Source organism: Mesorhizobium sp. M8A.F.Ca.ET.057.01.1.1 (genome assembly GCF_003952565.1).
In the GTDB taxonomy this organism is placed as follows: Bacteria; Pseudomonadota; Alphaproteobacteria; order Rhizobiales; family Rhizobiaceae; genus Mesorhizobium.
Genome location: NZ_CP034454.1, coordinates 40,041 through 54,499, shown reverse-complemented (window position 1 = coordinate 54,499; position 14,459 = coordinate 40,041). Strand labels below are relative to the sequence as shown.

The window sequence follows — 14,459 nt, the reverse complement described above, 5'->3', positions numbered from 1 at the left end:
GTCAGGCTGCTTTCCCTTTTCCGGTCCCCTCATGCGCCGCCTTGGTGCGGGCCTGCAGGTCACGCAATGTCTTGAGTTCGAGTTCGCTTGGTGCCGGCGTTTCGTCAAGCGCCTCGGCGAACTTAACCACCCAGCCACAGCTCTCCTGCACCTGCTGGCGGGTGACGCCGGGATGCAGCGAGACGACGGTGAATTCCTTGGTGACCGGATCCGGCTTCCAGATGGCGAGATCGGTGATCAGCAAGGTCGGGCCAGCGGTATCGATGCCCAGCCGCCTGCGATGATCGCCGCCCCCGCCATGACCGAACGAGGTGAAGAAGTCGATCTTTTCGACCATGCCGCGCTTGGTCTGCGCCATGGTGATGTAGATTTCCTTCGAAGAAGTCGCGATCTCCGGCGCGCCGCCACCGCCGGGCAGCCTGGTCTTGGGATGGAAATAGTCGCCGATGACGGTGGTGTTGATGTTGCCGAACTTGTCGAGTTGCGCCGCACCGAGAAAGCCGATCGAAATGCGGCCGCCCTGCAGCCAGTAGCGGAACATCTCCGGCACCGCGACGGTGGTGACCGCGGTCTCGCACAATTCGCCGTCGCCGATCGACAGCGGCAGCACGTCGGGCGCCGTACCGATCGTGCCGCTCTCATAGATCAGCGTGATGTCGGGCGCATGCGTCAGCCGCGCCACATTGCAGGCTGCGGACGGCGCGCCGATGCCGACGAAGCAGACGTCGTCGTTCCCCAGGGCCCGGCTGGCCGCGATCGTCATCATCTCGTTGGGGGTAAAGCCCAAGGGGTTCTGATTGTCGCTCATGCCGCTTTCCTCAGATGCTCGACGCGGCCCGCGAAATCGTCGGCGGTTCTTTCGATGACGTTGGCCTGCATCCACGCTTGGAATTTTTCCCGGTCGGCGGCGATCTCGTCCCATTCGAGATAGGCGGCATTGTCGCGCGCATAATAGCCATGCGCATAGGACGGATGCGAACCGCCCGGCACCACCGAGATCGCCGCGATGGTCCAGCGCGGCAGCACGGTCAGGTTCGGATGCAAATCGTCGAAATTGTCGACCACCTCCTCCACCGTCACCACGGCGCGCCTGGCCGCCAGCACCGCCTCCTTCTGGATGCCGATAATGCCTTCGACCAGCACATTGCCTCGTCTGTCGGCCTTCTGCGCATGGATGAAGGTGACATCGGGCCGGATCGACGGAACGGCCGCCAGCACCTCGCCGGTGAACGGACAGGTGACCGATTTGATGTTCGGATTGACCGCGGCCAGCCCGGCGCCGCGATAGCCACGGAACACCGCGCAAGGCAGGCCGGCCGCGCCCGCCTCATAGGCATTGGCCATGCCGGCATGGCTGTGCTCCTCGATCTCGATCGACCGGGGGAAGCCGTTCTCGATCGCATCGCGGGCGCGCCGCAGCAGGCCGACACCGGGATTACCGACATAGGAGAAGACGATTTTCTTCGCCATGCCCATGCCGATCATCTGGTCGTAGATCAGATCGGGTGTCATGCGGATCAGGGTCAGGTCGCGAAACCCCTGGCGGATCGCCTCATGCGCGGCAGCTGTCGGGATCAGATGGGTGAAGCCTTCGAAGGCGACGGAGTCGCCACTATTCAGGTTCTCCGCGACGGCTTGCTTGAGCGACAGGAATTTGACCATCACCTAGGCTCCAAACTCAAAAAGTTCGTATTGCGAACATTTGTTTTATATGTGATACTTATTAAGCTACCCTATGACGCGGAGTCAATCCTGATGAGGGCGTCGTCGCCCGGAGATGAGATGGACGAAGAGACCGTTTCCCGTGATCACGTCGGCTCGCTCGGGCGCGGACTTGCCGTGATGGAAATCCTGGCCCGGCATCCCGCGGGCATGACCCTGACCGAAATGGCCGAGACAGCCGGCCTGACTCGCGCCGGCGCCCGCCGCTTCCTGTTGACCTTGGTCGCTACCGGCTACGCGACCCAATCAGGCCGTGCTTTCTCTTTATCGCCGCGTCTGCTGACCGTCGCTCGCACCTGGCTCGGCGGCGGCTCGCTATGGAGCTTCGCCGCGCCAATCATGCGCGCGGTGGCGGCGCAGTTGAATGAAGCTTGCTCGGCGGCGATCCTGTCGGGCGATGATGTCGTCTATGTCGCCCGCATTCCCGGGCGCCGTATCGTGAGCGTCTCGCTCGATGTCGGCACCAGGCTGCCCGCCTATTGCACCTCGATGGGCCGGATGCTGCTCGCCGGGCTGACGCCAGCGGAATTGGATGCATTCCTTAGCCGCGCAACCATCGAACGCCGGACGCCAAAGACAATCACCGACAGGTCATTGCTGGCGAAGGCCATCGGCAGGGCTGGAACGGATGGCTTCGCCATCGTCGACGAAGAGCTGGAACTCGGCCTGCGCTCCATCGCCGTGCCGATCCGCGACAGGTCTGGACGCACGGTCGCGGCGATCAATGTCTCGACCCAGTCGGCACGGTTTTCGGTCGAGGAGATGGAACGGGAGATCTTGCCGGCGCTGCTGGATGCCAGGCAGCGTATCGAGGATTTCTTTGTGGTTTGAGGGGCCACTATTTTCGAAATGTCGGCGGGACAGCACCCCTCTCTGCCCTGCCAGGCATCCAACCGTTAGCCCCTCAATGCTTGATCCTATCCCGCATCGCATACCACAGCATGCCCAGCACATAGAGCGGCCCGCGCAGCGCCGTGCCGCCCGGGAACGGCATCGGGGTCAGCGTCGAGAACAGGTCGAGCCGCGACGCATCGCCAGTAATCGCTTCGGCCAGTAGCTTGCCCGACAGCGTCGACAGGATGACGCCCTTGCCGGAATAGCCGTGCGCGAAATAGACCTCGCCATAGTGCCCGACATGCGGCAGCCGCGACGTTGTCACCGACACCAGCCCGCCCCAGGCATGATCGATGCGGCATCCCTTGAGTTGCGGGAAGGTGCCTTCCATGTGCGGCCGCACGAAGCCGGCGATATCGGCCGGCGGCGACGGCGTGTAGCGCTCGCCGCCGCCGAACAACAGCCGCCCGTCCGCAGACATGCGGTAGTAGTTGACGACGAAGCGTGTGTCGGACACCGCGACATTGGCCGGGATGACGTTGCGGGCGCCTTCCAGCGGCTCGGTGGCGACGATGTAATTGCCGACCGGCATGATGCGGCTGTTGACGCGCGGCTCCAACCCGTTGAGCAGCGCGTCGCCCGCCAGCACCACATGTCTGGCCCGCACCGATCCCTTTGCCGTCGAGACCCGGATCGACGGCTCCCGCTCCAGTTTCGCCGCCACCGAATTCTCGTGGATGGTGACGCCGGCCGCGACAGCGGCGCGGGCAAGCCCGAGCGTATAGTTGAGTGGATGCATGTGGCCGCCGAGCGGCTCATACATCGCGCCGTGATAGGGCGTGTCGACCTTGGCCCGCGCGTCCGTCGCCGACAGGATCTCGACGTCGCGGAATTTCATCACGTTCTCGAGACATTTGGCTTCTTCCTCCAGATCCCTGAGGTCGGAGCCATTGACCGCGCCGACCAGATGGCCGGTCAGCCTGAGGTCGCAGTCGATGGCATGGCGCTCGATGATGCCGAGCACCAGCTCACGTGCTTCGAAGGCAAGGTCGAACAGCACCTTCGCCCGCTCGGGTCCGTATAGCTTGACCAGACCCTTGGCGCCCTTGCGCAGGCCGGGGATCATCTGGCCGCCATTGCGGCCCGACGCGCCCCAGCCGATCTTGCCGCCTTCGAGCAGCACCACCTTCAGGCCGCGCTCGGCGGCGTGCAAGGCGGCGGACAGGCCGGTGCAGCCCCCACCCACCACCACCAGATCGGCCTCGGCATCGCCGACAAGCGCCGGATGGTCCGGCGCCGCATTGGCGGTGGCGACATAGTAGGATTTGCCGATATCGAGACCGGAATTGAAACCCGTTGAAGATGCCATGATTACACCTTCAGCAAGAGGTGGTCGCGTTCCCAGCTCGTCACCACGCTCTGGAACAGGTCGAGCTCGACGCTCTTGACGCGCAGATAGGTCTGGAAGAAGTCCTCGCCCAGCAATGCCCTTACCGGCTCGCAAGCCTCGAAACGATCGAGTGCCTCCTCCATGGTCTTCGGCAGCGTGCTCTTGATCTTGTAGGCGTTGCCCGACGCTTCGGCCGAGCGCGCCAGCTTCTGCTCGACACCGAGATAGCCGGCAAGCAGCGAACCGGCGATCGCCAGATAGGGATTGGAATCCGCACCCGGCAGCCGGTTCTCCACCCGCCGCGCCATGCGCCCGCCCGCCGGCACGCGCAACCCACAGGAGCGGTTGTCATGCGACCACTCGATGTTGGCCGGGGCGCTGTGGTTGGGCCTTATGCGGCGGAAAGAGTTCACGTTGGGCGCGAACAGGGGCATGATTTCGGGAATGTACTTCTGCAGGCCGCCGATGAAATGGCCGAACATCCCGGTGTCGGCATCGTCGCTGCCGGCGAAAAGCGCGTTGCCGGTCTCGTCAACGACGGACATGTGCAGATGCATGGAACTGCCCGCCTGGGCCGCGATCGGCTTGGCCATGAAGGTCGCATGCATGCCGCATTGCTGCGCGGCCTGGCGCGTAAACCGCTTGAACAAAAGCACATGGTCGGCCAGCGGCAGCGCATCGCCATGCAGCAGATTGATTTCGAGCTGCGCCGTGCCCGATTCATGGATCAACGTGTCGAGCGGCAGTCCGGCCGCCGCTGAATAGTCATAGATACGCCGGATCACCGGCTCGAATTCTTCGAGCGCCGCCATGTCATAGGGATGCTGCACACCCTCGGCGCGGCCATTGGCTCCGACCGGCGCGGTCAGGGGCTTGTCCGGATCGGGATTGGGCGCGGTGAGGTAGAATTCGAGCTCGGGTGCGACCACCGCTCGCCAGCCGCGCTGGCGATAGAGATCGAGGACGGCGCGCAGCACATGACGCGGCGAAGCCATCCACGGCCTGCCGTCCATATGAAAGGCGTCGGCAAAGACATAGGCCTTGCCCGAGCCGGCGCCCGGCGCCAGGCACAGCGTCGAGACATCGGGCACCATGCGCATGTCGGGGTCCGAATAGGCAAAACCCTCGTCGATCGAGCCGGAATAATGCCCGTCGATGCTCACCAGGAAGGCGCTGCTCGGCAGGTAGAGCGCGCGGTCTTCCAGCGCCTTGAGAAATTTGGCGGTCGGCAGCGCCTTGCCGCGCAACACGCCGTTCATGTCGGGCACCAGGCATTCGACCTCGTTGATGCCGTGCTGCGTGAGCCAGGCCTTGGGGTCGTTGCCATTGAAGAGGTTTGCGGTATTCGTGTTCTTATCAAGCATTTCGTTCATGTCCGTATCAGGGAGAGAATGGCTTGCGCGGCCACGTCCGTTCCGGGTTTCAGCGCCATCTCGGCTGCATTGTCCCTGAGGCGGTCGCGCATGGCGTCATCGGCCAGCAGGCCGAGAATGGCTCTCTCCAATACTCCTTCGGTCCAGCCGTCCCGGCCGATATGGTCGCCGGTGCCGGTCTCTTCGGCGCGGCGCGCATTGTCGTGTCCGTCCCAGCAATAGGGCATGATCAGCGACGGCACGCCGAAGCGCAGCGCTTCGCAAAAGCTGTTGTTGCCGCCGTGGTGGATGAACAGGTCCGACTTCGCCACCACGGAGGGCTGCGGAAACCAGGCGTCGAGATAGACATTGTCCGGCACCGCGCGGTAGGCATCGCGCAGGCCACCGACATTGACGATGAAACGGGCCGGCAACTTGTCGAACACGGCGAGCATGCGCTCGATCAAGCCGACATCCATGGCGCCGAGACTGCCGAAGCTGACATAGACCAGCGGCCCGCCATTGCGCGGGAAAACCGGCACCTCGAACGGCCCTTCCGACCGCACGCAGCCCTCGAGATAGACAAAACGCTCGGGGTCGAGCGGCTCGGCGCGTTCGCGGCGCACGATCGTCGGCGTCAAAAGCAGATTGAGATCGGGTGAGGTTTCGAGAAACAGGCCCTTCGGCAGCGGTGCCAGGCCGCAATCGGCGCGAAAACGGTTGAAGCGGTCATGCGCCGGCGCCGAGGCTTTGAGATAGCGAGCCTCGAACGCCCCGCGTTGCGGAACGTCAGCGCCGAGGCCCGAGAGATAGGGCGGCACTTCGGCGTCAGGCAGCTCCGTCTCGGCGCAGGAAACGACGCGCACCCACGGGCAGCCGGCCGCCGCTATCGCCGGGAACATGATGACATTGTCGAGCACCACCGCGTCGGGCTTCAGCCGTGCCAGCAATTGGCGCAGCGGCGCCTCGGCATTGACCGCCGTGTCGACGATCGCCTGCCAGGTCGGCGCGACATAGGTTTCGAGCTGGTCGATCGGGCTCAGCCTGAAATGCGGCAGATGCCGGCGCACGAACGCCTGCCAGTAGCTCTGGCGTTCGCTGTCGCTCAGCGGCTCCTCGGTCGGCAGCTGGTATTCCTGGAAACCATAGTCGGCAAAGACGCCGGAGAAGCCGGCATGGCAGATGAACACCGGCCGTGCGCCCCGGGCACGCAAGGCTTGCGCGATGCCGACGCAATTCAACGCCGCCCCGAAACTGGCCTCGGGAAACAGCGCGATGGTCGGGCTCGCTCTACGCGTCAATTAAGTCCTCTTCATTCCGGCCGGCTGATCATGCCGAACAGCACGGGAGCGCCGCGGCTGGCCGCCTGCGGCCGCTGGCTGCGGGAGAGCCGCAGGTGAATGCGCAGCAGATCGGCAGCAACCTCATACTGCCGGCTCTCAAGATGGTCGAGTATGTTCAAGTGTTCGCGCAACGATTGTTTCAGCCGGAAGACGTTGACGCCGGCATAGATACCGGGAAGCCGCCGCAGCCTGAGGTGATCGGCCAGCGCATCGGCGACAAAGCGGTTGGCGCTGCCCTCGGCGATCATGCCGTGGAAATCGATGTCGAGCCGCTGGAACTCACGTGTATCGAACGCGGCGTCGGGCAGCGCCGACAGCGCCTCCATGCCCTGGCGCAATATCGCGGCGCACGCGCCGTCCAGCCTGAATCCCGGCGTCAGGATCGCCGCCGGCTCCAGCAAAAGCCGGAACTCGTAGCTTGCGCCCTGCGCCTCGGGATCGTCGGGCGCGCGGCGGAACAGCCAGGATTGACCGGGCGCGCGATCAAGAAGATTCTCCTCCGTCAGTCTGTTCAGAGATTTTAGTACCGTTTTCCGTTCGGCACTGTACCGCCGCATCAGCCCGGCGACGGTCACTGTCTGGTCCAAGCGCCGCGCAGACCGGTCGCGCAGGATGGCTTCGGCAAGCTCGTCTTCCTCGGCGGCGGGCAATTCGGCTGATATGGCCGGCTGCGCGGCGAGGTCGATCGCCAGGTGATACCCGGTGTCCGCCTCCCAGTGCACGACACCTTGCTCTGCGAGCAGGCTGAGCGCCGCCCGCACCGGAGTGCGCGAGACATTGCACAGCGAGGCGATCTGCTGCTCTGGCAGACGTGTGCCGGGCGCGAAGCCACGCTGCCGCGCGACATCCAGGATGCGCTGGGCCAGGTCGAGATGATTGGTGCGAGGTCGTCGGGCTACGGCTTGCATGACATTCTCGTGGAACAGACGTGACCTCGTTGATTTGACCGATCGCCGGCGTGGACGTAATCGGCCAGATTCCGAGGCCGGTTGGCAAATTATGGATTGACGTACTTTTTTCTGCAATAGTACTGTCGGCGCAATCGGCGATAAAAAGACCGAGGGAACAGGATCGTGCAGCGGCTCATATCGCGCGGATCCAGCACGAATTTGACGAACCAACCGGAATGGGAGCCTGCCATGACTGCTACCAGCCTGCGGCGCCGTGCGCTGAGAATGCCTTCGATCGCCCTCGGGCTTGCCCTGGCGCTGTCCGCGCCGGCGACAGCCGCCGACCTCGTCATTTCCAATTGGGACGGCTACATGGCGCCCGATGCCATGGCGTCTTTCAAGACGGCGACGGGAGTCTCCGGCGAAGTCGTGGTGCACGCCACCAATGAAGAGATCATGGGCAAGCTGATTGCCGCCGGCGGCAAGGGCTACGACGTGGTCTTCGTCTCCTCGCCCTTCGCCGAGGTGCTGAACAAGCTCGGCCTGACCGAGCCGATGGACCACGCCAAGATCCCCAACCTCGCCAACCTCTATCCGGAAGCGACCAAGCTGCCGCACGATGTCGGCAACACTTTCTCGGTGCCCTACACCTGGGGCACGACCGGCCTCTGCTACCGCTCGGACCTGGTCAAGACGGCGCCCACGAGCTGGAGCGACCTGCTGGCGCCGTCGGATGAGCTGAAGGGCAAGACCACCATGCTGGCGACTGATCGCTGGCTGCTCGCCGCCGGGCAGCTCGACAAGGGTTATTCGGTCAACGAGACCGATCCGTCGAAGATGGCGGAGGTCAAGGATCTCCTGATCTCGGCCAAGAAAACCCTGCTCGCCTATGATGACACCACCTTCTATTCGAAGCTGGTTTCCGGCGAGGCATTGATGGTCCAGGCCTGGGACGGCTGGTGCAATTACGGCATCGCCGACAAGCCGGAGATCAAATACGTCGTCCCGAAGGAAGGCTCGGATCTCTGGGTCGACACGATGGTGGTGATGAAGGCCTCCGAGCACAAGGATGCCGCCTTCCAGTTCATCAACTTCATGCTTGATGCCAAGAACCACGCCTGGGCGGCCCAGAACATCGACTACAAGGTGCCGAACAAGCCGGCGATGGAAAGCCTGCCGGCCGATTTCCTGGCAAAATTCCCCAACATGGCGATGCCGGTGGCCGACCTCGTCAAGTTCGAGCAGCTGCGCGACGTCGGCGAGGCGCAGCGCGACTATTCCAAGATCGTCAGCGAGATCAAGGCCGCGCAGTAAGATCGATTGCTGGACGCAAGCTTGGGTTCCTTCGCGCCCCCTCTGGCCTGCCGGCCATCTCCTCCTCACGGGGGGAGATCGGCTGTGTCGCGGCCTGTAGCCAATCGCCGGCGCAGCGCCCCTCATCCGGCCGCTTCGCGACCACCTTCTCCCCGTGGGGAGAAGAGGAAGGCGCCGACGCTCACGCCCTCCTCTCCCCTCGGGGAGAGGTCGGATTGGCCCGAATTGCCCTGCGCAATTCGGTTGGCAATCCGGGTGAGGGGGCGACTGCCGTGAAGCACGTCCCATCCCGCTCCTCCTTGTTGCTGATGGCCCCGGCGCTGGTCTGGCTGACCGCGCTGATGGTTGTGCCGTGCGCGCTGGTGCTGGCGCTCGCCTTCTTCCGGCGCGGCATCTATGGCGGCATCGACTACACCTTCACGCTGGAGAATTTCGGGCTGGTCTTCGACCCGCTCTATGCCGGCATTTTCCTGAACTCGGCGCGCATTGCCGGCACCGCCACGCTGATCGCGGTGGTGATCGGCTATGCCGCCGCCTATGCCATCGCGGCCGCCCCGCGCCGCTGGCAGCCGGTGTTCCTGTTCTTCGCCGTGCTGCCGTTCTGGTCGAATTATCTGATCCGCACCTATGCATGGATCGTGCTGCTCAACCGCGAAGGGCTTGTCACCCAGCTCCTGCGCTGGGTGGGCTACACCGGTGAACCGCCCTCGATGCTCTATACCGAAGGCGCGGTCATCGCCGGCCTGGTCTACAACTATCTGCCCTTCGTCATCCTCGCCTGCTACGCGCCTTTGTCGCGGCTCAACCCGGAACTGGCCGAAGCCTCGCGCGATCTCGGCGCTTCGGCGATGACGACGTTCCGCCGTGTCATCCTGCCGCTTACCGTGCCCGGCATCGCCGCGGGCGCCGTCTTCGTCTTCGTGCTGTCGATCGGCAATTTCGTCACCCCGGCGCTGCTCGGCGGCGGCCGTTTCCAGATGATCGGCAACCTTGTCTACGACCAGTTCCTCACCGCCAATGACTGGCCGTTCGGTGCGGCCCTGGCGATGGCGCTGATCGCCATCATGCTGCTCGTGCTGATGGCGCAAGCGATCGCCGCCAATCGCGCCTCTGGCCGTACCGCGGAAGCCGAGGGCAACGCGAATGGCTGAACGCTCACCAGCCACACGGCGCATGCTTTGGCTCGTGTTGAGTCTCGTCTTCGCCTTCCTCTACATCCCCATCGCCGTGCTGGTGGCGCTGTCCTTCAACGAAGGCGGGTTACCGACGGCATGGTCCGGCTTTTCGCTGAAATGGTACGTCTCGCTGGCCGGCAATTCCGCCATCCTCTCCGCCGCCCTCAACACGCTGATCGTGGCGCTGGTCTCGACAGCCATCGCCACCTTGCTTGGCACGCTGCTGGCGATCGGCGTCGAGATGCGCCGGCAATATGGCAAAGGGCTAGAAGCGCTCATCTTCGCGCCGATGATCATTCCGGACATCGTGCTGGCAATCGCGCTCCTGTCGTTCTTTTCGATGCTCAACCTCACCATGGGCCTGCACACCATCATCCTCGCCCATGTCGTGTTCAACCTTGCTTTCGTCTGCTCGGTGGTGCGTGCCCGGCTGAAGAGTTTCGACTGGTCGATCGTCGAGGCTTCCACCGATCTCGGCGCCTCCGCCATCACCACCTTCCGCCGGATCACCTTGCCCGTCATCGCGCCGGCTGTGATTGCCGGCGCACTGCTCGCCTTCACGCTCTCGGTCGACGAGTTCATCATCGCCTTCTTCACGGCTGGCGCCGGCCGCGCCTCGACCACGCTGCCCATGCAAATCTACGCCATGATCCGCTTCGGTATCACACCCGAGATCAATGCCCTGGCCACCATCGTCATGGCGGTCTCGGTCACCGCGCTGACCCTGTCGCAGCGGCTCAACCGGGGAATGATCGGCCAATGAGCGAACCGCGCACACTGCTGGCCATCGATCATGTGTCGAAGAATTTCGGCCGCGTCACCGCCGTCGACGGCATCTCGCTGGATATCAGGGAGAACGAGTTCTTCGCGCTGCTCGGCCCCTCCGGCTGCGGCAAGACCACGCTCTTGCGCATGCTGGCCGGCTTCGAGACGCCGAGCGACGGGCGCATCCTGCTCGACGGCAAGGACATCGCCAGGACGCCGCCCAACAAGCGGCCGGTCAATCTGATGTTCCAGTCCTACGCGCTGTTCCCGCATATGAGCGTGCGGGCCAATGTCTCCTACGGGCTGGAGATGGAGCGTTTGCCCTCGGCCGAAATCCGCTCGCGCGTCGACGCCATCCTTGCGACCACCGAACTCGTGCCCTTCGCCGACCGCAAGCCGGAGCAGCTGTCGGGCGGTCAGAAGCAGCGCGTGGCGCTGGCCCGCGCGCTTGTCAAGCGGCCCCGGTTGCTGCTGCTCGACGAGCCGCTCGGCGCACTCGACAAGAAGCTGCGCGGCGCCATGCAGCTGGAATTGAAGCGCCTGCAGCACGAGGTCGGCATCACCTTCGTCATCGTCACCCATGATCAGGAAGAATCGCTGGTCATGGCCGACCGCATGGCGGTGCTGAAAGACGGCAAGCTGCTGCAATGCGACACGCCGCATGCGGTCTATGAGCATCCGGCCGACCGTTTCGTCGCCGACTTCATCGGCGTGATGAATTTTGTCCCGGGCAAGGTGTCAACCGACGGCGTCGTGGCCGGGAATGGCGCGCGCATCGCCGGCAAGGTTCCATCAGCGCTTTCGTCCGGGGCGGCCGCCGTCGCCTCCGTGCGGCCCGAGCGCATCCGGCTATTCCCGTCCGCGGATACCGCGAACCGGACGACCGGAACGGTTGAGGCACTGGCCTATCAGGGGCTCGACCTGCAACTGCATGTCCGAACGCCGCTGGCGCCGAAGCCATTCCTGATTCGTGTAACCGCCGACGCAGCCGACCGGCGGCCGGTCGCATCGGGCGACCAGGTCGAACTCGGCTGGGATCCTGCCGATGTCAGAATTTTCGCAGAGTGAAGGAGAAGCCTGATGGCGCAGAAGACGATCGCGTTTTTTCCCGAAGCCGCCTACGGCCCGGCGCTCAATTCCGTCGGCATCGCTCAAGCCGTGGAGGCGCGCGGTCACAAAGCGGTGTTCCTGTCCGATCCGGGCTTCGTCGATGTCTACAAGGGCTATGGCTTCGAGGCGCATCCGGTGAACCTTTCCGAACCGATGCCGCCCGAGCAGATGGCGAAGTTCTGGGAAGACTTCATCAACGGCCACATCCCCAACTTCCGCAAGTCGCCCTACGACCAGGTCGACAATTACGTCAAGGATTGCTGGACGGCCATCGTCGACAGCGCCAAGTGGGCGCAAAAGGACCTGCCGCGCGTGCTTTCCGCCATCAAGCCGGATGTGATCTGCGTCGATAACGTCATCCTGTTCCCGGCGATCAAGCAGTTCGGCAAGCCGTGGGTGCGCGTCATCTCCTGTTCCGAAAACGAGATCGAGGACGAGGGCATCCCACCGCATCTCTCTGGCTGCGGCCAAAACGACCATGCCGGACACCAGCGCTACCGCGATCACTTCAATGCCGTGATCAAGCCGATCCATGATGACTTCAACGCGTTCCTCGGCGCCAACGATGAGGCGCCCTATCCCATCGGCCAGTTCTTCGAGGCTTCGCCCTATCTGAACCTGCTGCTTTATCCCGAAGCCGCGAAATTCAAGCGCCGCCATCCGCTCGATCCGACAAAATTCCAGTATTTGGAAGGCTGCGTGCGGCAGGAAAAGCCCTATACCGTCCCGGCCTTCGCCAAAAACAACGACGGGCCGCTGCTCTACGTCTCCTTCGGCAGCCTGGGGGCCGGCGACGTCGTCTTGCTGAAGCGGATCATCGCGACGCTGGGCATGACCCGCTATCGCGCGCTGGTCAATGTCGGCGGCTACAAGGATCAGTACACCGACGTGCCCGGCAACGTCATCGTCGAGAGCTGGTTCCCGCAGCCTTCGGTGATCCCGCAGGTCGATGCCGTGATCCATCATGGCGGCAACAACTCGTTCACCGAGTGCCTCTATTTCGGCAAGCCCGCGATCATCATGCCCTACGTCTGGGACGGCCACGACAACGCCACCCGGGTCCAGGAAACCGGCCACGGCTTCGGCATGCCGCGCTACGATTGGACGGACGCGGAGTTGATCGCGAAGATCGAAGCCTGCCTGACCGATCCGAAAATGAAGGCCAAGCTGGCCAGGACTTCGGCACAGATGCAGGCGCAGAACGGGCCGGAAAAGGCAGCGGGTTTGCTGGAGGCGTTGCTGTGAGACTGATTGAAATGTCGAGCCCGGGCGCCCCCCTCTGTCCTGCCGGACATCTCCCCTCAAGGGGGAGATTGGCAGCTTCGCCGCCGGTTCTCCCTTAGCAATCTTGGTGATTGGCGAAAGCCGAGACGACATCTGATCTCCCCCTTGAGGGGGAGATGTCCGGCAGGACAGAGAGGGGCCTCGTAGAGCGCAGCCCCGACAAGCACAGCGGAGCATCGGCATGACCTCCTCCGCCCCGCACCTCCACCAGGCTTCCACCCGCACCGACCTCGTCGACTGGGGCGTCCAGCCCGACGCCCTGTCGGGCGTCTCCCACTCCACCGGCAAGCTCGTGCACAAGGGGCCGAACAATCAGCCGGAATCCGGCATCTGGGTCTGTACGCCCGGCCGCTGGCGGCTCTCGATCCCGCGCGACGAATTGTGCCACTTCGTCGCCGGCCGCGCGACCTACCGGTCGGATGTCGGCGAGGTGATAGAAGTCTCCAGGGGAAGCGTGGTCATGTTCCCGGCCGGCTGGACGGGCGAATGCACGGTGCATGAGAGCATGCGCAACGTCTACATGCTGGCCTGAGCAACAGTCAGCCGCATAGGAGCAAGACATGTCGACACCGCATTGGCCTGATGCCTCGACCGTGGAGCTCGAAGATTGGGGCGCGGGCGCCAACACGCTCGCCGGCGCGCCGCGAGCCTCAGGCAAGATCCTCTCCAGGAATCCGGACGGATCGAGCGAGTGCGGCCTATGGTCTTGCACCCCGGGCACCCGCAAGGTGACCTTTGCCACCGACGAGTTCTGTCATTTCCTGTCGGGGCGCGGCAGCTATGTCAGGGACGATGGCGAAGACATCCCGGTCGAAGCCGGCACGCTCGTCTTCTTTCCCGCCGGCTGGACCGGCATCTCCATCATCACGCAAACGCTGACCAAGGCCTTCATGTGCCGGTGAGCACTTTACCAGGGAATTCCATATGACCACGCCGATCATGCAATCGCCGCTTGCCATCACGGACCTCGTTGACTGGGGCGTCATCCCGACGATGATCGAGGGGCAATCCCATACGTCTGGCAAGCTCCTCCACAAGGGACCGGAAGGCCGTTCGGAATGCGGCCTCTGGGTCTGCACGCCAGGCAAGTGGCACTGCCACGTCACCCGCGACGAGTTCTGCCACTTCCTGGAGGGGCGCTGCACCTATGTGCATGAGTCCGGCGAGGTCATCGAGATCGAGCCGGATACGGCGGCCTTCTTCCCGCAGGATTGGAAAGGCGTCTGCACCGTCCATGAGACGATCAAGAAGGTCTACATGATCCGTTGAGCGGATCTGAG

At 63.9% G+C, this 14,459-nt stretch carries 15 protein-coding genes; 9 read left to right on the top strand and 6 right to left on the bottom strand.

The annotated features are described in order from the left end of the window. Nucleotide 1 precedes the first annotated feature (1 nt). Entirely contained in the window at nt 2-808 is an 807-nt protein-coding gene (locus tag EJ077_RS00275) for a CoA-transferase subunit beta (protein WP_208699067.1), read from the bottom strand. Next, a complete protein-coding gene (locus EJ077_RS00270; RefSeq protein WP_208702877.1) occupies nt 805-1,662 on the bottom strand; it encodes a CoA transferase subunit A in 858 nt (285 codons plus the stop codon). Before EJ077_RS00270 ends, EJ077_RS00275 begins: the two co-directional genes overlap by 4 nt. A 120-nt stretch (nt 1,663-1,782) precedes the next feature. Here EJ077_RS00270 and EJ077_RS00265 point away from each other — a divergent pair, with 120 nt between their 5' ends. Continuing rightward, nucleotides 1,783-2,553 carry an IclR family transcriptional regulator domain-containing protein gene (locus EJ077_RS00265; protein WP_208702876.1) on the top strand — a complete coding sequence of 257 codons (771 nt, stop codon included), beginning with the start codon at nt 1,783-1,785 and terminating at the stop codon, nt 2,551-2,553. 73 nt (nt 2,554-2,626) lie between these two features. On the opposite strand, the gene EJ077_RS00260 is transcribed toward EJ077_RS00265, so the two are convergent. From EJ077_RS00260 to EJ077_RS00245, 4 genes are read right to left on the bottom strand one after another with little or no spacing between them, the layout of a single operon-like run. Next, complete coding sequence (locus EJ077_RS00260; protein WP_208699065.1) at nt 2,627-3,925, bottom strand: NAD(P)/FAD-dependent oxidoreductase; 1,299 nt, start codon at nt 3,923-3,925, stop codon at nt 2,627-2,629. Nucleotides 3,926-3,927: 2 nt separating this feature from the next. Continuing rightward, nucleotides 3,928-5,310 carry a glutamine synthetase family protein gene (locus EJ077_RS00255; RefSeq protein WP_208699062.1) on the bottom strand — a complete coding sequence of 461 codons (1,383 nt, stop codon included), beginning with the start codon at nt 5,308-5,310 and terminating at the stop codon, nt 3,928-3,930. A gap of 5 nt (nt 5,311-5,315) precedes the next feature. Next, a complete protein-coding gene (locus tag EJ077_RS00250) occupies nt 5,316-6,599 on the bottom strand; it encodes a glycosyltransferase (RefSeq protein WP_208699060.1) in 1,284 nt (427 codons plus the stop codon). Between the two features lie 11 nt (nt 6,600-6,610). Then, complete coding sequence (locus EJ077_RS00245; protein ID WP_245458596.1) at nt 6,611-7,666, bottom strand: GntR family transcriptional regulator; 1,056 nt, start codon at nt 7,664-7,666, stop codon at nt 6,611-6,613. Between the two features lie 114 nt (nt 7,667-7,780). Between EJ077_RS00245 and EJ077_RS00240 the strand changes: the two genes are divergently transcribed. The 8 genes from EJ077_RS00240 to EJ077_RS00205 all read left to right on the top strand — a co-directional run bounded on the left by EJ077_RS00240 (nt 7,781) and on the right by EJ077_RS00205 (nt 14,448). Then, nucleotides 7,781-8,845, top strand: coding sequence for a polyamine ABC transporter substrate-binding protein (locus EJ077_RS00240; RefSeq protein ID WP_208699058.1), 1,065 nt, complete (start codon nt 7,781-7,783; stop codon nt 8,843-8,845). Between the two features lie 308 nt (nt 8,846-9,153). Further along, a complete protein-coding gene (locus tag EJ077_RS00235) occupies nt 9,154-9,996 on the top strand; it encodes an ABC transporter permease (protein ID WP_208702874.1) in 843 nt (280 codons plus the stop codon). Continuing rightward, entirely contained in the window at nt 9,989-10,783 is a 795-nt protein-coding gene (locus EJ077_RS00230; RefSeq protein WP_172736818.1) for an ABC transporter permease, read from the top strand. The genes EJ077_RS00235 and EJ077_RS00230 overlap by 8 nt, the downstream gene beginning before the upstream one ends. Next, nucleotides 10,780-11,853 (top strand): ABC transporter ATP-binding protein, encoded by a 1,074-nt coding sequence (locus EJ077_RS00225; protein ID WP_208699056.1) that lies wholly within the window; start codon nt 10,780-10,782, stop codon nt 11,851-11,853. Before EJ077_RS00230 ends, EJ077_RS00225 begins: the two co-directional genes overlap by 4 nt. Before the next feature lie 12 nt (nt 11,854-11,865). Further along, complete coding sequence (locus EJ077_RS00220; protein ID WP_208699054.1) at nt 11,866-13,140, top strand: glycosyltransferase; 1,275 nt, start codon at nt 11,866-11,868, stop codon at nt 13,138-13,140. 220 nt (nt 13,141-13,360) lie between these two features. Next, nucleotides 13,361-13,711: a cupin domain-containing protein gene (locus EJ077_RS00215; RefSeq protein ID WP_208699052.1), complete on the top strand. Its 351-nt coding sequence runs from the start codon at nt 13,361-13,363 to the stop codon at nt 13,709-13,711. A gap of 28 nt (nt 13,712-13,739) precedes the next feature. Next, the gene (locus EJ077_RS00210) at nt 13,740-14,081 is read left to right on the top strand and encodes a cupin domain-containing protein (RefSeq protein WP_208699050.1); all 342 of its coding nucleotides are present in this window, start codon (nt 13,740-13,742) and stop codon (nt 14,079-14,081) included. A gap of 22 nt (nt 14,082-14,103) precedes the next feature. Then, on the top strand, nt 14,104-14,448 hold the full coding sequence (locus tag EJ077_RS00205; protein WP_095202811.1) for a cupin domain-containing protein: 345 nt from the start codon (nt 14,104-14,106) through the stop codon (nt 14,446-14,448). The last annotated feature ends 11 nt before the right edge of the window (nt 14,449-14,459 follow it).